Source organism: Kutzneria sp. NPDC052558, from assembly GCF_044547355.1.
Taxonomy (GTDB): domain Bacteria; phylum Actinomycetota; class Actinomycetes; order Mycobacteriales; family Pseudonocardiaceae; genus Kutzneria.
Genome location: NZ_JBIUAG010000051.1, coordinates 1 through 20,860 on the forward strand (window position 1 = coordinate 1; position 20,860 = coordinate 20,860).

Consider the following 20,860-nt stretch of genomic DNA (forward strand, 5'->3'; position numbering starts at 1 on the left):
GAGGGTGGATTTTGCGCGGAGGGGGGCGATGGCATAAGCTTTTTGCGTATCGAGGCAGGCGGAGCCTGCCCGATAGCGCCTTGATACGCCATCGCCCAGAGGCCTCCGCGCAAAATCCACCCGGAGTCACTAACCAAAAAAGCCCATCCCCCAGTCAGACAATGACCCCCGGCCTCTCAATGCAAACCCCACCCCACGGCAACCGCGCGGCGCGGGCACCCAAAGCACAACCACACCCACCAACCACACCCACCACCCACAACCGCACACCCAATGCACACCTCAAACATATGCCCGAAACCTACATTCGCTACGGGGCTAAGCGACTCGCGGGGTTCAGCTGGGGATGGTCGGCGGGGCGGGTTTGGGGCCGGCGGCGCCGAGGGTCTGGTCGTAGTCGCGTTGCCAGGTGCCGTCGGTGACGGCGGTGCGGATGATGCGGGTCAGCCGCTCCTTGAGGCCGGTGTCCCCGCCGGGCAGGGCGATGACGTAGTCCACGGGCTTGGGGGCGGCCAGGGCGGTGACGGCGAGGTTGGCGGGGTCGGAGGCAGCGTAGCCGGTCACGACGGGCAGGAAGTCGGCGACGGCGTCGACGGCGCCGGAGCCGAGTTCGTCGACGCAGTCCCCGATGGAGGTGCTGGCGACGAGTTTCTCGGGGTCGGTGAGCTTGGCGTCGCGGGCCAGGGCCTGCTCGGGCGAGTTGGAGACGGTGCAGACCTTGCGCCCGGCGGCGGTGGCGGCGTCGGTGACGGTGGGCCCGGATTTCCGGTACAGCAGCCCGAGGCCGGCGGTGAGGTAGGGCCCGACGGTGAACAGCCCGGCCTGCTGGGCCCGGTCGGCGGTGGCCCCGCCGAGGAAGATGTCGACGGTCCCGGCGGCCACGGACGGCAGCGCGGTGTCGGGGGTCAGCTGGGTGAAGGTCACCTGCTGGGGTGACAGGCCCAGGCCGGCGGCGATCAGCTGCCCCAATGCCACCTCGAATCCGCTGTATTCGCCGGAAACGGGATTGCGGTGGGACAGTCCGGGGGCATCGGACCGCAGACCGATAATGATCTTGCCACGGTCGGTGACGCGTTTCAGGGTCGCGGATTCGGCCGGCCGCGTGGACGTGGTCGGAGCCGGCTCATCCGGGCCGCCGCACGCGACGACCAGCACCGACGCCGCCGCCACCAGCGCGGCGAGGCCGGTGACTCGCTGGTTCACGCAACCCATCGTGCCCAGGGTTGACGCGACTGTCGACCCGAAGCGGGTGGGACGGCGCCCCCTCGTCGCGTTCCGCGCCGGCGGATTCGCCGCTGAGCCCCCGCCTTCCCTTGGCCGAGTCGGATCCGCCGGCAAGAGGCGATCCGACTCGGCCCGAAGCGGGCAGGAGCGATCCCACCCGCTTCGGAGACAACCTATTTCTTGGAACGCTTGAAGATCCGCAGGATCGGGTCGTAGTAGTGGTCGGCGACCCGTTCCTTCATGGGGATCAACGCGTTGTCGGTGATCTTGATGTGCTCGGGGCACACCTCGGTGCAGCACTTGGTGATGTTGCAGAAACCCAGGCCGTGATCGGTCTTGGCCTCCTGCGCCCGGTTCTCGTGCGCGTCCAGCGGGTGCATGTCCAGCTCGGCCACCCGCATCAGGAATCGCGGCCCGGAGAAGTTGACCTTGTTGTCCTCGTGGTCGCGGACCACGTGACAGGTGTTCTGGCACAGGAAGCACTCGATGCACTTGCGGAACTCCTGCGAGCGTTCCACGTCGATCTGCTGCATCCGGTACTCGCCCGGGGCCACGCCCTCCGGCGGCGCGAAGGCCGGCACTTCGCGGGCCTTCTCGTAGTTGTAGCTGACGTCGGTGACCAGGTCCCTGATCACCGGGAACGTCCGCATCGGCGTCACCGTGACGGTCTCGTCCTCGGTGAACACCGACATCCGGGTCATGCACATCAGCCGCGGCCGGCCGTTGATCTCGGCCGAGCACGAGCCGCACTTGCCGGCCTTGCAGTTCCAGCGCACGGCCATGTCCGGCGCCTGGGTGGCCTGCAGCCGGTGGATCACGTCCAGCACGACCTCGCCCTCGTTCACCTCGACGGTGAAGTCCTGCAGGTCGCCGCCGTCGGCGTCGCCGCGCCACACCTTGAACTTCGCCTTGTACCCCATGTCAGCTCTCCTTCGCGGGGATGTCGGCGAGCTCGCCGGGGGTGAAGTACTTGGCCAGCTCCGAGTACTCGAACAGGCCCATCAGGTCGGGCCGCAGCGGGATCTGGTCCTTGGGCGTCACGTCGATGCCCGTGCCGTCGGTGGTGACGTTGCAGACCAGCAGCTGCTTGCGCCAGTCGGGGTCCATGCCCGGGTGGTCCTCGCGGGTGTGCCCGCCGCGGCTCTCGGTGCGCAGCAGCGCCGCCTTGGCCACGCATTCGCTGACCAGCAGCATGTTGCGCAGGTCGAGGGCGAGGTGCCAGCCCGGGTTGAACTGCCGGTGGCCCTCGACCACGATGTTGCGGGCCCGCTGCTTGAGCTCCTCCAGCTGCACCAGGGCCTGCTCGACCTCGCCGCCACGGCGGATGATGCCGACCAGGTCGTTCATGGTCTGCTGCAACTGGGTGTGCACGGTGTACGGGTTCTCCTGCGCGCCCGCGTCGGAGCCGCCCTCGAACTCGGCGACCGCCCGCCGGGACGCGGCGTCCACATCGGACTCGGCGATGACCGGCTTCTTCTCACCCAGCTCGTCCACGTACGCCGACGCGCCGGCGCCGGCCCGCCGGCCGAACACCAGCAGGTCGGACAGCGAGTTGCCGCCCAGCCGGTTGGAGCCGTGCATGCCGCCGGCCACCTCGCCGCAGGCGAACAATCCCGCCACGCTGGAGGCCGCGGTGTCCGGGTCGACCTCGACGCCGCCCATCACGTAGTGGCAGGTCGGGCCGACCTCCATCGGCTCCTTGGTGATGTCGACGTCGGCCAGCTCCTTGAACTGGTGGTGCATCGACGGCAGCCGCCGGATGATCTCCTCGGCCGGCAGCCGCGAGGACACGTCCAGGAACACGCCGCCGTGGGGCGATCCCCGGCCGGCCTTGACCTCGGAGTTGATCGCCCGGGCCACCTCGTCGCGGGGCAGCAGCTCCGGCGGGCGCCGGTTGTTGCCCTGGTCGGTGTACCAGCGGTCGGCCTCTTCCTCGTTGTCGGCGTACTTGTCCTTGAACACGTCCGGGATGTACTCGAACATGAACCGCTTGCCGTCGCTGTTGCGCAGCACGCCGCCGTCGCCGCGGACCGACTCGGTGACCAGGATGCCCTTCACCGAGGGCGGCCAGACCATGCCGGTCGGGTGGAACTGCACGAACTCCATGTTGATCAGCGAGGCCCCGGCCCGCAGGGCCAGCGCGTGCCCGTCGCCGGTGTACTCCCAGGAGTTCGAGGTGACCTTGAACGACTTGCCGATGCCGCCGGTGGCCAGCACCACCGCCGGCGCGCTGAACAGCACGAACCGGCCGCTCTCGCGCCAGTAGCCGAACGCGCCGGCCACCCGGTCGCCGTCCAGCAGCAGCTCGGTCACGGTGCACTCGGCGAACACCTTGAGCCGGGACTCGTAGTCGCCGGTCTCGCGCTTGTCGTCCTGCTGCAACGACACGATCTTCTGCTGGAGGCTGCGGATCAGCTCAAGGCCGGTGCGGTCGCCGACGTGGGCCAGCCGCGGGTACTCGTGCCCGCCGAAGTTGCGCTGGCTGATCTTGCCGTCCTTGGTGCGGTCGAACAGCGCGCCGTAGGTCTCCAGCTCCCAGACCCGGTCCGGGGCCTCCTTGGCGTGCAGCTCGGCCATCCGCCAGTTGTTGAGGAACTTGCCTCCGCGCATGGTGTCGCGGAAGTGCACCTGCCAGTTGTCGTCGCTGTTGACGTTGCCCATGGACGCGGCGATGCCGCCCTCGGCCATCACCGTGTGCGCCTTGCCGAACAACGACTTGCACACCACGGCGACGCGCTTGCCCTGCTGCCTGGCCTCGATGGCCGCCCGCAGTCCCGCGCCGCCCGCGCCGATGACCACGACGTCGTAGTCGTGGCGTTCCAACTCGGTCATGAAGAACGCTCCACTATTCGGTTGTGGCCTTTAGAAGAACCGGATGTCGGTGATGGTTCCGCCGGCGACGAGCGCGACGTAGAGGTCGGCCAGCGCGACCCCGATCAGGGAGGCCCAGGCGAAGGCCATGTGCCGGGTGTTGAGCTTGGACACCAGCGTCCACAGCTTGTACCGCACCGGGTGCTTCGAGAAGTGGGTGAGCCGCCCGCCCATCACGTGCCGGCAGGAGTGGCACGACGCCGAGTACAGCCACAGCAGGGCGGCGTTGGCCAGCAGCACCAGGGTGCCAAGGCCCATGTGGCCCCAGGCCCCGGTGGAGTCGCGGAAGGCGATCACCGCGTCGTAGGTCAGGATGACGTTGAAGATCAGCCCGATGTAGAAGAAGTACCGGTGGATGTTGTTGAGCACCAGCGGGAAACGGCGCTCACCGGTGTACTTGCCGTGCGGCTCGGCGACCGCGCAGGCCGGCGGCGAGGACCAGAAGCCGCGGTAGTAGGCCTTGCGGTAGTAGTAGCAGGTCAGCCGGAAGCCCAGTGGGAAGATCAGGATCAGCAGCGCCGGGGACAACGTCCACCAGCCGCCGAACACCGCGACCTCGCTCGAGCCCGGCACACAGTTCGTGGCCAGGCACGGCGAGTAGAACGGCGAGATGTAGGGCGCCGCGTAGTAGTCGGCGTTCTGGAAGGCGCGAACGGTCGCGTAGATGATGAACGCGACGAGCACGGCGACCGTGACGGCGGGCTGGACCCACCACCGGTCGGTGCGCAACGTGCGCGCTGAGATCTGCGCCCGACCCGGGGCAGTGGTGCCAGCCGTCATGAAAGCCTCTTCGCTTCTTTGCGATGAAGTTGTGGGTCGGGCGCCTCGTTCAGTCAGCTCAGCCGCAGGCTGGGGTTAGCCGCGGTGGGCCTGGTAGCCGCCGACCCCCTCGTCGTCAGCACCATGCCACAGGGCCGGATCGTAGGGTGTGTCGGGGACCACAACGACTTCCAGCGGATCGGCGGCGCGCGGGGCCGGCGCCGGCCGCGACTGGCCGAGGTCCTCCGCGTCGATGTCCAGCCGCTCCAGGTCGTTGACCAGGCGCTTCACCACCGTCGCGTCGCCGTACTGGGCTTCCAACGCGGTGATGCACTGCCGAAGCTGTCCGATGGCGCGACGCAGGTTCGCGATCTCCGAAGTGGGCATTCCGGCACCTCCAAAGGCGTGTCAAGGCGTCAACGTGTTCGGCGCCACATCGCGCCCCTCACCATGCACTCTGCCTGAACCACAGCCCTGTGACAAGTGCCACACGCGATCTTGGCAGCCAGGTCTGCACGCGAGTTCTCCCAGCATCGGCGCCGGATCCGCGACCGGGGCGGACGACCAGGGACAAGACCAGCAAATCCCTAGACAGTGGCGAAGATCACGACTACTGGGCATTTCACTGAATCGGTTTTGATTCCCTCGGGGGACATCGATTAGTGTGGGACCCGTCACGTTGCCCGTGAACCGACGCCAGTGCCGTCGTCCGCCGGGCCGCACAGGCGGCCCGTGAATCCGGACAGGAGTACCCGGCTATGGCGCTTCACCCCGTGATCGAGCAGGTCACCGCCCGTATCGCCGTACGCAGCGAACGCACCAGGGCCGACTACTCACAACGAATGCGGGCCGCCGCCACCGAGCGGCCCGCACGCGCCGGCATGGCGTGCAGCAACCTGGCCCACGGCTTCGCCGCCTGCGCCGGCGAGGACCGGCTGGCGGTGCGGGGCCTGACCAAGCCCGGCGTCGCGATCATCTCCTCGTACAACGACCTGCTGTCGGCCCACCAGCCGCTGCACGAGTACCCGGACTGGCTCAAGGCCTCGGTGCGGGAGGCCGGCGGCGTAGCCCAGTTCGCCGGCGGCGTGCCGGCCATGTGCGACGGCATCACCCAGGGCCAGCCCGGCATGGAGCTGTCGCTGTTCAGCCGCGAGGTCATCGCCATGGCCACCGGCATCGCGCTGTCGCACGAGATGTTCGACGCGGCGCTGCTGCTGGGCGTGTGCGACAAGATCGTGCCCGGGCTGCTGATCGGGGCGCTGGCCTTCGGGCACCTGCCGTCGATCCTGGTGCCGGCCGGCCCGATGTCCTCGGGGCTGGCCAACAAGGAGAAGGCCCGCATCCGGCAGCTCTACGCCGAGGGCCGCGCCACCCGCGAGGAGCTGCTGGAGGCCGAGTCGGCGTCCTACCACGGGCCCGGCACCTGCACCTTCTACGGCACCGCCAACTCCAACCAGATGGTCGTCGAGGTGATGGGCCTGCACCTGCCCGGGGCCAGCTTCGTGCCGCCGAACACGCCGCTGCGCCGGGCCCTGACCGAGGAGGCCGGCCGCCGGGTCGTCGGGCTGGCCCGGTCGGTGTCGCTGGCCGAGATCGTGGACGTGAAGGCCGTGGTCAACGGGGTCGTAGCGCTGCTGGCAACCGGCGGCTCGACCAACCTGACCCTGCACCTGCCGGCCATCGCCGCGGCCGCCGGCATCGAGCTGACCTGGGACGACTTCGCCGACCTGTCGGCGGTCGTGCCGCTGATGGCCCGCGTGTACCCGAACGGCAGCGCCGACATCAACCACTTCCAGGCCGCCGGCGGCGTGCCGTTCCTGGTCGGCCAGCTGCTCGACGCCGGGCTGCTGCACCCGGACGTGAACACCGTCGCCGGGCCGGGGCTGGACCGCTACCGGCAGGAGCCGTTCCTGGACGACGGCGAACTGGGGTGGCGCGACGGTCCCACCGAGAGCCTGGACCTAGCAGTGCTAAGGCCGGCCGCTGACCCGTTCTCGGTCGACGGCGGCCTGCGCATGCTGTCCGGCAACCTGGGCCGGGCCGTGATGAAGGTGTCGGCCGTCGCCCCCGAGCACCGGGTCGTGCAGGCCCCGGCACGGGTGTTCACCACGCAGGAGGCTTTCTCGATGGCCTTCAAGGCCGGCGAGCTGGACCGGGACGTCGTGGTGGTCGTACGCAACCAGGGCCCGCAGGCCAACGGCATGCCCGAGCTACACAAGCTCACCGCGCCGCTGGGCGTGCTGATGGACCGCGGGCACCGGGTCGCGCTCGTCACCGACGGCCGGATGTCCGGCGCCTCCGGCAAGATCCCGGCGGCGATCCAGCTGACCCCGGAGGCCGCGACCGGGGGACCGCTGGCCCGCGTCCGGGACGGGGACGTCATCCGGCTCGACGCCAACCGTGGCAGCATCGAGGTGTTCGTCGACGTCGCCGAGCTGTTGGGGCGGCGGCTGGTGGACGGGCCGCCGCACGAGCCCACCGGCGCCGGGCGCGAGCTGTTCGGGGCGCTGCGCCGGGCCGTCGGCCCCGCCGACGAGGGCGCCAGCGTGTTCGGCAGCGCGCTGACCCCGGAGAAGTTCGCCGTCCCCGTGACCGCCTGGAAGTGAGGATCATGACAACGCCGGCCGAGTTGCTGGAACTGTCCCCCGTGATGCCCGTCGTCGTGCTCGACGACGTCGCGCACGCCGTGCCGGTGGCGCAGGCGCTGCTGCGCGGTGGCATCCGCGTGATCGAGGTGACGCTGCGGACTCCGGCCGCCCTGGCCTCCATCGAGCGGATCGCCGCCGAAGTGCCGGACCTGGTCGTCGGCGCCGGCACCGTGACCGCCCCGGAGCACGCCAAGCAGTCGGCGGACGCCGGTGCGCGGTTCATCGTCACGCCCGGGGCCACCGACGGGCTGTTGGACGCCGTCGCCGCCACCGGGCTGCCGTTCCTGCCCGGCGTGAGCACCGTGTCCGAGGCGATGCGGGCGGCCGAGCGGGGCTGCACCGTGCTGAAGTTCTTCCCGGCCGAGGCCGCGGGCGGGGCGGCGTACCTCAAGTCGATCCACGGCCCGCTGCCCGGCCTGCGGTTCTGCCCCACCGGCGGCATCACCGTGGAATCGGCCCCGAAGTACCTGGCGCTGCCCAATGTCGGCTGCGTCGGCGGCTCGTGGCTGACCCCGAAGGACGCCCTGGCCGCCGGCGACTGGGGCCACGTCGAGGCCCAGGCCGCCGCCGCCTCCCGCCTGCGCTAAACCTCCGCGAGTCCCGCTTACGTCACACCGAATGTCTGAATCCGTTTCATTCATTCGGTGTGACTGTGGGCGGGACTCGCCGATGGTGTGATCGGTTCCGTCGCTTGTGAGTCTTGCTCGCCGGATCGGCTGTTGACCGTGCTGCAACTTTATGAAAACGTTTGTGGCCCGCCGCCGCGATACCGAACCACCGGGAGGTATCCGTGGCACCACGCACACGGCGGTCGCTGGCCGTGGCCGGCGCCCTGCTCGCCGGCGCACTCGCCGCCGGCCTCGCCCTGACGACCGTGCCGGCGCTCGCGTCCACCCAGGGCGTCGCGGCGGTCCCCACACCGCCGAAGAACCTCAAGGCCGCCAACATCACCGAGACCACGGTGGACCTGTCATGGAGCGCCTCGACCAGCTCCGTCGGCCTCGCGGCGTACGACATCTACCACGACGGCCAGCTGACCAAGTCGGTCGACGGCAAGACGCTCAAGGCCACCGTCACCGGCCTGACCCAGAACACGTCCTACGGCTTCTACATCAACGCCCGCGACACCAAGGGCGGCGTCTCCCAGGCCAGCAACACGGTTCAGGTGACCACCAAGAAGTCCAGCGACAACACGCCGCCGAGCGCGCCGACCGGCCTGAAGGTCTCCGGTGTCACGGCCAACTCCATCTCGTTGGCCTGGACCAGGTCCACCGACAACGTCGGCGTCACCGGCTACACCGTGCTTGAGGGATCCTCACAGGTCGGGCTGGCCACCACGAACTCGTTCACCGTGCAGGGATTGGCCCCGAACTCCTCGCACACCTACACCGTCACCGCCCGCGACGCCGCCGGCAACGTGTCCAAGGCCAGCGCCGCGGTCACCGGCAAGACCTCCGGCGGTGGCGGCGGCAGCGGCACCACGCCCGGCCAGGTCACCAAGGTCGCCGACGACAAGGACGTGCCGTGGGGTCTGGCGACCCTGCCCGACGGCTCGATCCTGTTCACCGAGCGGGACACCCACAACCTGGTGCGCCTGGACCCGAAGACCGGCGCCAAGACCACCGCCGGCACGGTCCCCGGCGTGTCCGGCACCAACGGCGAGGGCGGCCTGCTCGGCCTGGAGATCTCGCCGACCTTCACGTCCGACAACTGGATCTACGTCTACTTCACGACTTCGTCGGACAACCGCATCGCCCGGTTCAAGTACACCGACGGCAAACTGGACACCGGCAGCCAGCAGGTGCTGCTGAAAGGCATACTGCGCAACCAGTTCCACAACGGCGGCCGGCTGCGCTTCGGGCCGGACGGCAAGCTGTACGCCGGCGTAGGCGACGGCGAGAACGGCAACAACGCCCAGGATCTCAACTCCCTCAACGGGAAGATCCTGCGGCTCAACCCGGACGGCAGCGTGCCGTCGGACAATCCGTTCCCCGGCAAGTACGTCTGGAGCTACGGCCACCGCAACGTCGAGGGCCTGGCCTTCGACTCCCTGGGCCGGCTGTGGGAGGCCGAGCTCGGCAACTCGGTGATGGACGAGCTGAACCTGGTCCAGAAGGGCGGCGACTACGGCTGGCCGTCCTGCGAGGGCACCTCGGGCAGCGGCTGCGGCAACGCCAAGTTCATCAAGCCGGTGCAGACCTGGCCGGTGGCCAACGCCTCGCCCAGCGGCCTGGCCATCGTGCACGACGTGCTGTTCATGGCGGCGCTGCGCGGCCAGCGGCTGTACCGGATGGAGATCACCGGCAACACCACCACCAAGCCGGTGGCCTACTTCAACGGCACCTACGGCCGGCTGCGCACCGTCGAGCCGGCGCCGGACGGCGGCCTGTGGCTGACCAACTCCAGCGGTGACAAGGACAGCACCGGCAACAACAGCAAGGATTCGATCTTCCACGTGCAGCTGAACTAGCGGCGCGCGGATGGCGGAAGCGGGGGCCTCCCGGGCGGGTGAGGTCCCCGTTTCTCGTATTCGAGGGCACTAATCAGGTGATACCGAGCACTCCCCCACTTTGCTAGGGGAATCCCTTTTGTCGCTCGTGGTAGGTTCCCTCGCCGTTCGCACGAGACCTGGGGAGTGACAATGGACGCGCCGGCGTTGATCGACGCACAGCTGACTATGACCGCCTTCACACAATTGGCCGGCCGCCTGGGCGGCTACCCGTTCGTGAAGGTGGTGGTCGACCGGCCCGGCGGACACATCCACTTCATCAACGACGCGCGGTACTCATTCCACGCCGAGTACATCGCGGCCGAGATCCTCGGCATCTCCCGGGCCGAAATCGAGGCCACGATCGACGAGTTCAATCACAGCGTCTATCAGGCCGAAGATCGACGGTTCTATCTCGGCATCCTGGCCCTGCACACCACCGACGACCGCGCCCTGCTCTCGCTGGAGACGGTCGAGGTGGACACCATGTCCGGCCCGATGCTGGCCTACTTCTACCGGGCCGTGCGGGACGCGGTCGACCCGGCGCTGCCGATCCTGGTGAAGCCGGCCAACCACCGCCAGGAGCAGCTGCTGGCCGAGATCCCCGCCGCCGAGGTGCCGCGCATCCGGGCCCACGAGCTGTTCTCGTCGGCCCGGTTCGTGCCGCTCAACGCCGGCTCCGCGCACGGCCGGCTGCGGGCCTTCCGCACCGAGGCCGACTACCGCGCCGCGGCGGATTCCCTTGAGTGGTACGACATCATCGTCATGCACCGGGTGCCCGACGACGTGCCGCGGCTGGCCGGCATCGTCAACGCGCACCACACCACCCCGCTGTCGCACACCAACGTGCTGGCCTCGGGCTGGCAGATTCCCAACGCCGTGCAGCTGGGCATCTTCGACCGCATCGACGCCGAGCAGCTCAACGGCCGCTGGGTGCGCTACTCGGTCGACCCCGACGCCGACGAGATCACGCTGACGCCGACCGAGGACGCCGTCGACATCGGCCGCAAGCCGGCCTGGTACGCGCAGCGGATCGTGTTGGAGGAGCCCGAATCCCACACCTCGCCGATCACCAGCCTTGACCGGCTGCGGCTGCACGACCGGCACCGCTACGGCACCAAGGCCGCCAATCTCGGTGAGCTGCACCATGTTCTGGCCAACGGCTCCGGCCGGCTGCTGGGCTTCTACCAGGTGCGGCGGCCTCCGCGCGAGAACCTGTTGCCGTACCTGGCCAAGCTTCTGGACGTGCCGGTCGACGCCGACCTCAACGACGCCGCCATCCGGCTGCTGCGCGAGAACATCGCCGTGCCAAGGGGAATCGCCCTGCCGTTCTCGGTGCAGCGGCGGTTCCTGGAGTCATCGCCGCGGGTGCAGCAGGCCATCGGCAAGCTGAAGATGGCTCTGGAGCTGGATGTTCCCGACGTCGACCGGCTCTGTCTCGAACTACAGCGGCTCATCCGCCTGACCCGCATCCCCGACGACCTGAGGGACTCCGTCGACGCCGCCCTGGTGGCCGAGCTCGGCGGCGTGCGCACCTTCGTCGTGCGCAGCTCCTCCAACGCCGAGGACCTGGCCGGGTTCTCGGCCGCCGGCATCTACGAGTCGATCAACCACGTGACCACAGCCGACCGGATCTTCGCGTCCATCAAGGAGGTCTGGGCCTCCCTGGTGTCGCCGCGCAGCGTCCGGCTGCGCCAGCAGGCCGGCATCTCCCTGGACGACAGCTACATGGGCGTGATCGTCCAGGAGCAGGTCGACGGACAGCGCGGCGGCGTCATGGTCACGACCAACCCGTTGAACCGCAACGACTTCCGCAACGTCTACGTGAACGTGTCGGTCAACTCCGTGATCGACGTCGTCTCCGGTTCGACGCTGCCCATCCAGTACCTGTACAGCACCGTCGAGGGCGACGGCCGCACCGTGTCCCTCGGCGACGCCACCGAGGACCTGGATGTCGGCGCCCGCCAACAACTCCAGCGCCTCGCCGTGGCCGGACGCCTGCTACAGGCCCACTTCTCGCCCGACTACACGTTCGACTCCCCCGTCGACGTCGAGTGGATCGCCGACGACTCCCGCGTCACCGTCGTCCAGCTCCGCCCCTACAGCGCATGAGCGCCGTCAAGCGGGCGGTGTGGCTGAGCTACTCCTTCCAGTTCTTCTTCGGGCTGCTGCTCTGGCTGCCGGTGTTCTACGAGTACCAGCGCCAGATCGGCCTGTCCGACGCGCAGATCTTCGGCATCCAGAGCATCTACTACATCGCCTTCTGCCTGCTCGAGATCCCCACCGGCATGGTCGCCGACCGGTTCGACTACCGGCACTGCCTCGTCGCCGGCGGCGTCGTGCTCATCGCCGCCAACATGACGCCGGTCTTCCTGTCCGACTACACCGGCTTCCTCGTCCACTTCCTGCTCATCGCCCTGGCCCGCTCGCTGGTCTCCGGCGCCGCCAGCGCCTACCTGTACGAGTACATGCACGCCGCCGGCGCCGGCGCCGACTACCTCCAGGCCGAGGGCTACGGCCGTTCCTACAGCCTCATCGGCAAGGTCGTCTGCTGGCCCGTCGTCGGCCTGCTCATGCAGTGGAACATGCCGTCCCCGTACTGGCTCAGCGCCATCAACGCCGCCATCGCCGTGCTGGCCGCCGTTCTGCTGCCGGCGATCCCCTTGCGTCCCTCGGCTTCCGCCCCATCGGACAGCTCTTCTCGAGCCGTGGATTCCGCCGACTCCGGCCGCTCTTCTCGGGCCGTGGACATGGATTCCCCCACGCCTTCGGGCGAACCCGTCTCCGGGGCTGCCGGCGCTTCGCCCGTCGCCGCGCCGACCCCGTCCGGTCGGCCTCCCCGGCCGCCGATCTTGGTCGCCCTGCGCGGCGCCTTCGCCCAGATGCGGGGTTCCCGGCTGCTCGTGCTGTTCATGGTGCAGGGCGTCGCCATCTTCACCCTGGCCCGGATCTGCACCGTCAACCTGTTCCAGCCCATCCTGGACAGCAAGCAGACCCCGGTTGTCCTCTACGGCGTCGTCATGGCGATGATGACCCTCTTCGAGTCCTTCGGGGCCGCCCGGCCCAACCTGCTGCGCAAGCGGATCAGCGATGTCCGGTCCGTGTTCGTGCTCACCGTCGTCATGGCCGTCGCGCTCGCGCTGGCCGGCGTGCTCGGCATCGCCGGCTCCGTGATCGCCCTGGGCGTGTTCTCCCTGGCGTGCGGGCTCTCCTTCCCCATCCAGCGCGCCCTGCTCAACGCCGCGATCACCGATTCCCGTTACCGGGCAACCCTGCTGTCCATCGAATCCATCATCGACCGCGCCGTCTGCGCCCTGGTCGCCCTGGCCCTTGGCTCCTATCTGCAGAACGGCCGACTCACCGATTTCCTGGTGCAGACCGCCATCGTCACCTGCGTGGTGATGGTCGTCATCGCCGCCCTGATCACCATCACCCGCCGCCGCACGGGAGCCACCACCCCGGCCTGACCACCACTCACCCCGCACCGACACGGCACGGTCGGCGCCCCCGGCCGTGCCGTTCCTTTCGCCGCAACGATCGGCCAGCCGCCACTGTGGGCCGACCTTCGGCAGGCCACGCGGCCGGGTCGGGACCGGTACCGTGGGCTGATGTTCCGCTCGGTGCTGGCGGTGGGGGACTTCCGGTGGCTGTGGTCCGGTGAGGCGCTGTCCCAGGCCGGAGACCAGCTGGCGCGGGTGGCGCTGGCCGTGCTCGTGTTCCAGCGGACCGCATCGCCCGCCCTCACCGCCCTGTCCTACGCCCTCACGTTCGTGCCGACATTGGTCGGCGGCGCACTCCTCGGCTGGGTCGCCGACCAGGTGGCCCGGCGGACGGTCATGGTCACCTGCGACCTCATCCGAGCGGCCCTCGTCGCCCTCATGGCAGTCCCGGGCATGCCGCTGCCCGTGCTCTACCTGCTGCTCATCGCCGTCACCCTGCTCGGCGGTCCCTTCCGCGCCGCCCAACAGGCCTTGCTCCCCGACATCCTCGACGGCGACCTCTACGTCGCCGGCCTCGCCATTCGCGGCATGACCATCCAGGCCGCCCAACTGGCCGGCTTCGCCGGCGGCGGCCTCCTCGTCGCCGCCCTCACGCCGTACTGGGCCCTTTTTGCCGACGCCGCAACCTTTGTGGCCTCAGCCCTGCTGGTGCGTTTCGGCGTCCGGCACCCGGCGGCGGTGACGCCGCCCGTCACCACCGCACCCCTCGCTGCCGCGCCACCACCTTCCCTTCCCCCGCCTCGCTCTCCCACGCCTCCTCCCACGCCTGTCCTTCCCGCATCTCCCTCTCCCCTGCCTCCGGCCCGGCCGGGGTGGAGATCTGGCGGCGGGTCGGTGCTGGCCGGGTTTCGCGTCGTGCTGAGGGACCGGGCGGTGCGGGCATTGGCGGTGCTGAGTTGGCTGGCCGGGTTCTACGTGGTCCCGGAAGGGCTGGCGGCGCCATACGCGGCGGCGATCGGGACGGGCACGGTGGGTGTCGGTCTGTTGATGGCGGCGGACCCGGCGGGGTCGGTGGTGGGGGCCTTCGTGCTGGCGAAGTGGATCCCGGAACGGCTTCGGCCGCGACTGATCGGATTGCTAGCGGTGCTAGCGGGCCTGCCGCTGCTCGTGTGCGCAGTGCAACCGGGGCTGCTCGTTTCCCTAGCGGCGCTAGGGATCTCGGGCGCGCTGGCGCAGGCGTACCAAACACAGGACACGGCGTCGTTGGCCCGAGCGGTGCCGAGTGCGGGACGGGCGCAGGTGATGGGCATCGTCGTCAGCGGTCTCGTCACCGTGCAGGGCATGGGTGTCCTGGTGGCGGGCGTTCTCGCCGACGTGATCGGGACACCACTGACCATCGGGCTGGCCGGACTGGGCGGCATCGCCGTCGGCGTGCCGGCCGCGCTGTCATGGCATCGCGCTACGCGTCGATCAGCGCCAGGGCTTCCGGAATCGAGTCGGTGACCGGCACGCCCGCCGCCTCCAGCCGCGACCGCGGCATCATGCCCGTGGTCACCAGCACGCACTGGGCCCCGACCTGCGCCGCGGCCTCGGCGTCGTCCACGACGTCGCCGATCAGAACGACCTCGGCGGGATCCAACTCCTGCGCCTTCAGGTGCTCGACCAGGTGCTGCGCCTTCGAGCCGCCCATGTTGTAGCCGCGCAAGCCGTCCACCCGGGCGAACAGGTCCATCAGGCTCAGCTTGCCGACCAGCGGCACCAGCTCGTCGTGGAACCACATCGACAGCAGCGACTGGGTGCGGCCGGCGTCCCGCCACTCGTGCAGCAGGTCCGGCACCCCCGCCGCCAGGCCACACGTGTCCAGCTCCAGCCGGTACGCGCTGTGGTAATGCCGGTCGATCACGTCCCAGTCGGCTTCGGTCAGCGGCTGGGCCAGCACCTTCTCGTAGCAGGCGAGGATCGGCCGGCTGAACACCGCGCGCCACTCGTCCAGCGTCACCGCCGCCCGGCCGTACTGCGCGCACACGGAGTTCACCGCTGCTAACACCGCGTGGTTGTCGTCCAGGAGCGTTCCGTTCCAGTCCCAGACCACATGGCGTGCCCGCAGCTTCGTCACCGGATCAGCCTACGTAACACGCCGCCGCGATCGACGCCCGCGGCATCCCCGCCGCCACGACTGCCCTCAGGTCCCGGTGAATCACCCGAAGCTCGTGGCGGATCGGACATACGCCCGGTTCCGCTCATCCCAAGGAGTGAAGTCCGGGACTTTCCTCGCACCGATCCGCGGTGGCGCTGAGCACATCCGGCTCTCACCGCGTAGATGAACGACATGAGCAGCGATGACCCGGACACCATCCGCTTCCACCGCTTCGTGCCGCCCGAGGAGGGCGACGAGATCGAGGCCCAGGCCCGCTTCTTCGGCGTCACCGTGGACCAGATGATCCAGGACACCGAGACCCGGACCATCATGACCGGCGGCGGCCGTCACCAGGCCATCCACGAGTTCCACTGGCAGCGCTGACCACCCGCGACACGCACCCGGCCGATCTCGGCGCTCCGCCCGTGGCCCAGCCCGGCGCCGAGCTCATCGGCCCCTACCCCGGCCCCGTGACGCCGCCGATCCGGAGCCCGAACCAAGCCCGGCCGGCACCGCAGGAGCCGAGCCCGGTCGCCGTCAACACCGCGGGGATTGCCGACCGAGGCGCGGCCGGTCGGCGGAGCGTCGGGCCGGAAGGCGGTGCGGCACTGCCGGCCGAGGTGGGTCTGCCGTGATTCGATCCCGCTGTTCGGCGTGCCGACGGCGATGAAGGACCTGACGTGGTGAAGGCGCTGCGGTGGCCGGGCACATCAGCCCGGGCAAGACCATGGCCTGCCCTCGGGGCGGCGGTCAGAAGTCGTCGTCGGGGAGGCCGGGGGCACCGTCGCGGCTGAGTTCCTCACGCACCACCCGGACCGCCATGCCTTCGGGGTAGCCCTTGCGGGCGAGCACGCCGACCAGGCGACGGAGCTTGGTGGTGTCGTCGAACCGGGCGACGGAGGACAGCTTGCGGCGCACCAGGTCGCGGGCTCGCTCCAGTTCGCTGTCCTCGTCCACGGCGGCGACGGCCTCGGCAGCCACCGAACTGTCGACGCCCTTGCGGCGCAGCTCGTCGGCCAGGGCCCGCTTGGACAGGCCCCGGTGGTTGTGCCGGGAGGCCACCCATTCGTGCGCGAACGCCTCGTCGTCGATCAGGCCGGCCCGGTCCAGGCGGCCGAGCACCAACTCGGCCACCTCCTCTTCGACCTCTTTACGCGCCAAGGCCTGCCGTAGCTCGGTGCGGGACCGGGCCCGCACGCTGAGCAGGCGCACGCAGAGATCCTGCGCCCGGCGCACCTCCGGCGCGTCACGCACCGTCGGAGTCTCGCCGGACGCCTCCTCCCGCTTCGTCACCGCGTTCTCAGAAGTCGACCGGAGCCGGCGCGTCCTCGGCGTCGACCTGGGCGCCGATGCCCAGCTTCTCCTTGATCTTCTTCTCGATGTCGTTGGCCACGTCCGGGTTCTCCAGCAGGAACTTGCGGGCGTTCTCCTTGCCCTGGCCCAGCTGGTCGCCGTCGTAGGTGTACCAGGCGCCGGACTTGCGCAGGATGCCCTGCTCGACGCCCATGTCGATGAGCGAGCCCTCGCGGCTGATGCCGTGGCCGTACAGGATGTCGAACTCGGCCTGCTTGAACGGCGGGGCGACCTTGTTCTTGACGACCTTGACCCGGGTCCGGTTGCCGACCGCGTCGCCGCTGTCCTTGAGCGTCTCGATCCGGCGCACGTCCAGGCGCACCGAGGCGTAGAACTTCAGCGCCTTGCCACCGGTCGTGGTCTCCGGCGAGCCGAACATGACGCCGATCTTCTCGCGCAGCTGGTTGATGAAGATGGCGGTGGTGCCGGAGTTGTTCAGCGCGCTGGTCATCTTGCGCAGCGCCTGGCTCATCAGGCGGGCCTGGAGGCCGACGTGGTTGTCGCCCATCTCGCCCTCGATCTCGGCCCTGGGCACCAGCGCGGCCACCGAGTCGATCACCAGGATGTCCAGCGCGCCCGAGCGGACCAGCATGTCGGCGATCTCCAGCGCCTGCTCGCCGGTGTCCGGCTGGGAGACCAGCAGGGCGTCGGTGTCCACGCCCAGGGCCTTGGCGTAGTCCGGGTCCAGCGCGTGCTCGGCGTCGATGAACGCCGCGATGCCGCCGTTGCGCTGGGCGTTGGCCACCGCGTGCAGCGCGACCGTGGTCTTACCGGAGGATTCCGGGCCGTAGATCTCGATGACCCGGCCGCGCGGGTAGCCGCCGATGCCCAACGCCACGTCGAGCGTGATGGAGCCGGTCTGGATCACTTCGATGGGCGCCCGGGTCTCCTGGCCGAGGCGCATCACCGAGCCCTTGCCGAAGTTCTTGTCGATCTGGGCGAGAGCCAGTTCGAGCGCCTTGTCCTTGTCCGGTGCTGCTGGTGCCATGGAAGTCCACCTCTGTCTGTCTGGCCGGCCCGCTTGCCCCGTCTGACTGCTTGGGTCTGACTGGTTGGCCCGCCGCCGGGGTTGTCGTCACCGAGGACGCTACGGGGAGGGTCTGACAATTTCGGCGGCCTGCGGATCCCCAGGCTAGCCGAACACCTGTTCGAGGGAAAACCGACACGCCGTCCGCGTCGTCAGCGCCGCTCGACCGGGACGTCGAACGCCTCGCACACCACCCGCCAGATCGTCCTGGTCGGCACGCCGGCCTCCAGCGCCTGGTCGACAGTGCGCCCGTCCAGCTCGGAGAACACGTGGTCGCGGGCGATCATCTCGGACCGGACCCGTCCGAACTCCTCGGCCATCAGGGCCCGAAAGGCAGTGATACGCATCGTGGTCAAGCCTACGCTGACAGCAAATTGCAGAAAGTGGGGACCGAGGGCTTCCCTGCCCCGGGAAACACGCTATCCTTGGTGTGGGCCCGTGATCCCCCCGACCTCAGCAGTTGGAAACTCACGGCGAGGCGCCGCAGTCGACCCCCAGGGCTGCGGCGCTTCTTTATGTCCGCGGACCGATGGCATTTCCACAGGTCAAGGACGCTTTTCGCCTCGGCAGGAGAGGCGAGGCGCCGACGCCGCGCGGCCGAGCCGGGCGCGACGAGGGCGGCCCCCGTGGCCGACAGCGCAACGAAGGCGGACCTCGCGGCGGAACCAGGCCGGCGGCGCCGATTGAGCCCGCAACCGGCAGCCCGAAGTCAAATGGTGACGATGAGTGACTTCCGCGGCGATCGACCGGGATGACCAAGAACCAAGGGCGGCCTTGGGTGCGAGGGACGCCACGAAGGCGGACCTCGTGGCCGACCATCGGATGCGGCCAAGGCGCGCCGGCAGTCACCCCCAAGGCGACAGGCAGAAGCGAAGGCGGCCTTGGGTGCGCATGGGGCAGCGAAGGCGGGCCTGGTGGCGGGGGAATGGGGTGTCCGGGCGGGCAGGGGTTGGGGGCCGCGGGAACGGGAGCGGTGGGCCGGAAGTGGGAACTGGGGGCCTTGGGGCAGGACTCGAGGACGGCTGGGGCGGCCTGTGCCACTTTCAGGGGTGGGAAGCGGTTCTAGGCTTGATCCATGCGGGAGCAGACGATCGGGAGCTGGCTCGGCGAGCTGGCGTCGGCGGAGCCGGCGCCGGGGGGCGGGGCGGTGGCGGCGATGCACGCGGCGATGGCGGCGGGGCTGGTGTCGATGGTGTGCGAGCTGACGGTGGGCCGCCCCAAGTACGCGGAGCACGAGGCGACGATGCGAGAGGTGCTCAAGGAGGCGGCCGAGCGGCGGGAGGAAGCGGTCGGGCTCGCGGAGGAGGACGCGAAGGCGTTCAAGGGGGTGACGGACGCCTACAAGCTGCCGAAGGGGACCGACGAGGAGAAGGCCAGCAGGACCAAGGCCATCCAGGAGGCGCTGGTGGAGGCGGCCGAGGTGCCGCTGCGGACGGCGGCGCTGGCGGCCGGGATCCTGGAGCTGGCGAAGAGGATCAGGCCGGGGGCGAACGTGAACGTGCTGTCGGACGTGGCGGTGGCGGCGGTGTCGGCCCGGGCGGCTCTGCAGGCGGCGGCGGTGAACGTGGCGGTGAACCGGGCGTCGATGACCGACGTAGTCGCCCGAGCCCGACTGGAAGCGGAACTGGCCCGTATCGGCGACGAGGTCGCCGCGGCCGAGAAGTTCATCAAGGAGATCCGATGACCCTGATCGACGGCCGCGAGGTGGCCGCCACCATCCGTGCCCAGGTCGCGGCGGACGCGGCCCGGCTGCGGGCCGCCGGCATCACGCCGACGCTGGCGATCGTGGTCCCGACCGACGACGAGGCGACGGCGTGGTACGTCCGCTCCCTCGTCCGCACGGGCGAGAAGATCGGCGTCGCGGTGCGGGTGGTGGACGAGCACGAGATGGTGGGCCCGTGCCTGGCCGAGCTGTCGGCGGACCCGACGGTGCACGGCGTGATGTGCCAGACGCCGCTGCCGCCGGGGATCACGCGCGACGAGGTGGCGATGCACATCGACCCGGTCAAGGACGTGGACGGCGCGAACCCGGCCAGCCTCGGCCGGCTGGCGGCGGGCCTGCCGGCGTTCGCCCCGGCGACGGCGCAGGCGGTGGTGGAGCTGCTGCACGCGCACGGCACGACGCTGGCCGGCGCGGACGTCGTGGTGGTGGGCCGCAGCACGGTGGTCGGCAAGCCGGCGGCGCTGCTGCTGCTCGCGGAGAACGCGACCGTGACGGTGTGCCACTCCCGCACCAAGGACCTGGCGGTGCAGACGAGCCGCGCGGACGTGGTGGTGGCCTGCGCCGGCAGCGCCCACGTGCTGGGCGCGGCGCACATCCGGCCGGGCGCGGTGGTGATCGACGTCGGCACGAACCCGACCGCGGACGGCGGTCTGATCGGCGACGTGGACACGGAGGCGGTGGAGCCGATCGCGGAGGCGATCACGCCGGTGCCGGGAGGTGTCGGACCGGTGACGACCGCGCTGCTGTTGCGCAACGTCGTGACGGCTGCCTCACACTGATTTCATACGCCCTGCTCGGCGGATTGACGTGCGGCGATCGAGATCCGTAGTGTGCCGCGCTGAGTGATGGAGTGCGTAAGCCGGTGGGATTCCGGCACGGTCGCGCCACTGTGAGCCCGGAGACGGGCGAGTCAGACACCACGCCATCGCCTGCCCCACGAACGAACGGGACGCACGATCCCCGAAGGAGGCCCCGTGAGCACCATGCCCGCGACCACCGCGGTACCCACACCGGTTGTCCTGCCGCTGCCGAAGGCGATCCTGTGGCTGGGCGGCACCGTCCTGCTGGCACTGGCGCTGTACTACTTCATCGGCATCGACCAGGGCGCCACGTCGGTGTTCGGCGACAACATGTACATCCACGAGTTCGTGCACGACGCGCGCCACTTCCTCGGCTTCCCCTGCCACTGA

The 20,860-nt window shown here is 69.8% G+C and carries 19 protein-coding genes and 1 riboswitch; of the genes, 10 read left to right on the top strand and 9 right to left on the bottom strand.

The features are described 5' to 3' along the window. Positions 1-336: 336 nt before the first annotated feature. The 5 genes from ACIG5F_RS46155 to ACIG5F_RS46175 form a co-directional block, all read right to left on the bottom strand. On the bottom strand, positions 337-1,203 hold the full coding sequence (locus ACIG5F_RS46155; RefSeq protein ID WP_396526620.1) for a transporter substrate-binding domain-containing protein: 867 nt from the start codon (positions 1,201-1,203) through the stop codon (positions 337-339). A 194-nt stretch (positions 1,204-1,397) separates the two neighbouring features. Continuing rightward, positions 1,398-2,144: a succinate dehydrogenase/fumarate reductase iron-sulfur subunit gene (locus ACIG5F_RS46160; RefSeq protein WP_396526621.1), complete on the bottom strand. Its 747-nt coding sequence runs from the start codon at positions 2,142-2,144 to the stop codon at positions 1,398-1,400. A 1-nt stretch (position 2,145) separates the two neighbouring features. Next, the gene (locus ACIG5F_RS46165; RefSeq protein WP_396526622.1) at positions 2,146-4,056 is read right to left on the bottom strand and encodes a fumarate reductase/succinate dehydrogenase flavoprotein subunit; all 1,911 of its coding nucleotides are present in this window, start codon (positions 4,054-4,056) and stop codon (positions 2,146-2,148) included. A gap of 30 nt (positions 4,057-4,086) precedes the next feature. Then, positions 4,087-4,875, bottom strand: coding sequence for a hypothetical protein (locus ACIG5F_RS46170; RefSeq protein ID WP_396526623.1), 789 nt, complete (start codon positions 4,873-4,875; stop codon positions 4,087-4,089). A gap of 75 nt (positions 4,876-4,950) precedes the next feature. Then, positions 4,951-5,241: a hypothetical protein gene (locus ACIG5F_RS46175; protein ID WP_396526624.1), complete on the bottom strand. Its 291-nt coding sequence runs from the start codon at positions 5,239-5,241 to the stop codon at positions 4,951-4,953. Between the two features lie 371 nt (positions 5,242-5,612). On the opposite strand from ACIG5F_RS46175, the gene edd reads away from it, so the two are divergent. The 6 genes from edd to ACIG5F_RS46205 all read left to right on the top strand — a co-directional run bounded on the left by edd (position 5,613) and on the right by ACIG5F_RS46205 (position 14,933). Further along, positions 5,613-7,460: a phosphogluconate dehydratase gene (gene edd / locus ACIG5F_RS46180; RefSeq protein WP_396526625.1), complete on the top strand. Its 1,848-nt coding sequence runs from the start codon at positions 5,613-5,615 to the stop codon at positions 7,458-7,460. Positions 7,461-7,465: 5 nt separating this feature from the next. Then, positions 7,466-8,089, top strand: a complete 624-nt coding sequence (gene eda / locus ACIG5F_RS46185) for a bifunctional 4-hydroxy-2-oxoglutarate aldolase/2-dehydro-3-deoxy-phosphogluconate aldolase (protein ID WP_396526626.1) — start codon at positions 7,466-7,468, stop codon at positions 8,087-8,089. A gap of 203 nt (positions 8,090-8,292) precedes the next feature. After that, the gene (locus tag ACIG5F_RS46190) at positions 8,293-9,972 is read left to right on the top strand and encodes a PQQ-dependent sugar dehydrogenase (RefSeq protein WP_396526627.1); all 1,680 of its coding nucleotides are present in this window, start codon (positions 8,293-8,295) and stop codon (positions 9,970-9,972) included. Between the two features lie 171 nt (positions 9,973-10,143). Further along, positions 10,144-12,102 carry a PEP/pyruvate-binding domain-containing protein gene (locus ACIG5F_RS46195; protein ID WP_396526628.1) on the top strand — a complete coding sequence of 653 codons (1,959 nt, stop codon included), beginning with the start codon at positions 10,144-10,146 and terminating at the stop codon, positions 12,100-12,102. Further along, on the top strand, positions 12,099-13,457 hold the full coding sequence (locus ACIG5F_RS46200) for an MFS transporter (protein ID WP_396526629.1): 1,359 nt from the start codon (positions 12,099-12,101) through the stop codon (positions 13,455-13,457). The genes ACIG5F_RS46195 and ACIG5F_RS46200 overlap by 4 nt, the downstream gene beginning before the upstream one ends. Positions 13,458-13,598: 141 nt before the next feature. Beyond that, positions 13,599-14,933 (top strand): MFS transporter, encoded by a 1,335-nt coding sequence (locus ACIG5F_RS46205; RefSeq protein WP_396526630.1) that lies wholly within the window; start codon positions 13,599-13,601, stop codon positions 14,931-14,933. Here the strand turns inward: ACIG5F_RS46205 and ACIG5F_RS46210 are convergent. Further along, positions 14,890-15,546, bottom strand: coding sequence for an HAD family hydrolase (locus ACIG5F_RS46210; protein ID WP_396526631.1), 657 nt, complete (start codon positions 15,544-15,546; stop codon positions 14,890-14,892). The genes ACIG5F_RS46205 and ACIG5F_RS46210 overlap by 44 nt on opposite strands. A 213-nt stretch (positions 15,547-15,759) precedes the next feature. On the opposite strand from ACIG5F_RS46210, the gene ACIG5F_RS46215 reads away from it, so the two are divergent. After that, positions 15,760-15,951 carry a hypothetical protein gene (locus ACIG5F_RS46215; RefSeq protein WP_396526632.1) on the top strand — a complete coding sequence of 64 codons (192 nt, stop codon included), beginning with the start codon at positions 15,760-15,762 and terminating at the stop codon, positions 15,949-15,951. A gap of 366 nt (positions 15,952-16,317) precedes the next feature. Here the strand turns inward: ACIG5F_RS46215 and ACIG5F_RS46220 are convergent, their stop codons facing one another. The 3 genes from ACIG5F_RS46220 to ACIG5F_RS46230 all read right to left on the bottom strand — a co-directional run bounded on the left by ACIG5F_RS46220 (position 16,318) and on the right by ACIG5F_RS46230 (position 18,294). Beyond that, the gene (locus tag ACIG5F_RS46220) at positions 16,318-16,860 is read right to left on the bottom strand and encodes a regulatory protein RecX (RefSeq protein WP_396526633.1); all 543 of its coding nucleotides are present in this window, start codon (positions 16,858-16,860) and stop codon (positions 16,318-16,320) included. A 7-nt stretch (positions 16,861-16,867) separates the two neighbouring features. Then, positions 16,868-17,908 (bottom strand): recombinase RecA, encoded by a 1,041-nt coding sequence (gene recA, locus ACIG5F_RS46225; RefSeq protein WP_211766269.1) that lies wholly within the window; start codon positions 17,906-17,908, stop codon positions 16,868-16,870. Between the two features lie 191 nt (positions 17,909-18,099). After that, the gene (locus tag ACIG5F_RS46230) at positions 18,100-18,294 is read right to left on the bottom strand and encodes a DUF3046 domain-containing protein (protein WP_396526634.1); all 195 of its coding nucleotides are present in this window, start codon (positions 18,292-18,294) and stop codon (positions 18,100-18,102) included. A gap of 728 nt (positions 18,295-19,022) precedes the next feature. On the opposite strand from ACIG5F_RS46230, the gene ACIG5F_RS46235 reads away from it, so the two are divergent. The 3 genes from ACIG5F_RS46235 (at position 19,023) to ACIG5F_RS46245 (ending at position 20,860) form a co-directional block, all read left to right on the top strand. Further along, entirely contained in the window at positions 19,023-19,631 is a 609-nt protein-coding gene (locus ACIG5F_RS46235; RefSeq protein ID WP_396526635.1) for a cyclodeaminase/cyclohydrolase family protein, read from the top strand. Then, complete coding sequence (locus ACIG5F_RS46240) at positions 19,628-20,449, top strand: bifunctional 5,10-methylenetetrahydrofolate dehydrogenase/5,10-methenyltetrahydrofolate cyclohydrolase (protein WP_396526636.1); 822 nt, start codon at positions 19,628-19,630, stop codon at positions 20,447-20,449. The genes ACIG5F_RS46235 and ACIG5F_RS46240 overlap by 4 nt, the downstream gene beginning before the upstream one ends. Before the next feature lie 79 nt (positions 20,450-20,528). After that, a riboswitch (cobalamin riboswitch) is annotated at positions 20,529-20,585 on the top strand. Between the two features lie 68 nt (positions 20,586-20,653). Then, on the top strand, positions 20,654-20,860 hold the full coding sequence (locus ACIG5F_RS46245; RefSeq protein WP_184869016.1) for a CbtB-domain containing protein: 207 nt from the start codon (positions 20,654-20,656) through the stop codon (positions 20,858-20,860).

Coding starts and splice junctions, on each gene's coding strand:
- ACIG5F_RS46160 (WP_396526621.1), bottom strand. CDS start 2,144: ATGGGGTACAAGGCGAAGTTCAAGGTGTGGCGCGGCGACGCCGACGGC.
- ACIG5F_RS46165 (WP_396526622.1), bottom strand. CDS start 4,056: ATGACCGAGTTGGAACGCCACGACTACGACGTCGTGGTCATCGGCGCG.
- ACIG5F_RS46170 (WP_396526623.1), bottom strand. CDS start 4,875: ATGACGGCTGGCACCACTGCCCCGGGTCGGGCGCAGATCTCAGCGCGC.
- ACIG5F_RS46175 (WP_396526624.1), bottom strand. CDS start 5,241: ATGCCCACTTCGGAGATCGCGAACCTGCGTCGCGCCATCGGACAGCTT.
- edd (WP_396526625.1), top strand. CDS start 5,613: ATGGCGCTTCACCCCGTGATCGAGCAGGTCACCGCCCGTATCGCCGTA.
- eda (WP_396526626.1), top strand. CDS start 7,466: ATGACAACGCCGGCCGAGTTGCTGGAACTGTCCCCCGTGATGCCCGTC.
- ACIG5F_RS46195 (WP_396526628.1), top strand. CDS start 10,144: ATGGACGCGCCGGCGTTGATCGACGCACAGCTGACTATGACCGCCTTC.
- ACIG5F_RS46200 (WP_396526629.1), top strand. CDS start 12,099: ATGAGCGCCGTCAAGCGGGCGGTGTGGCTGAGCTACTCCTTCCAGTTC.
- ACIG5F_RS46205 (WP_396526630.1), top strand. CDS start 13,599: ATGTTCCGCTCGGTGCTGGCGGTGGGGGACTTCCGGTGGCTGTGGTCC.
- ACIG5F_RS46215 (WP_396526632.1), top strand. CDS start 15,760: ATGAGCAGCGATGACCCGGACACCATCCGCTTCCACCGCTTCGTGCCG.
- recA (WP_211766269.1), bottom strand. CDS start 17,908: ATGGCACCAGCAGCACCGGACAAGGACAAGGCGCTCGAACTGGCTCTC.
- ACIG5F_RS46230 (WP_396526634.1), bottom strand. CDS start 18,294: ATGCGTATCACTGCCTTTCGGGCCCTGATGGCCGAGGAGTTCGGACGG.
- ACIG5F_RS46235 (WP_396526635.1), top strand. CDS start 19,023: ATGCGGGAGCAGACGATCGGGAGCTGGCTCGGCGAGCTGGCGTCGGCG.
- ACIG5F_RS46240 (WP_396526636.1), top strand. CDS start 19,628: ATGACCCTGATCGACGGCCGCGAGGTGGCCGCCACCATCCGTGCCCAG.
- ACIG5F_RS46245 (WP_184869016.1), top strand. CDS start 20,654: ATGCCCGCGACCACCGCGGTACCCACACCGGTTGTCCTGCCGCTGCCG.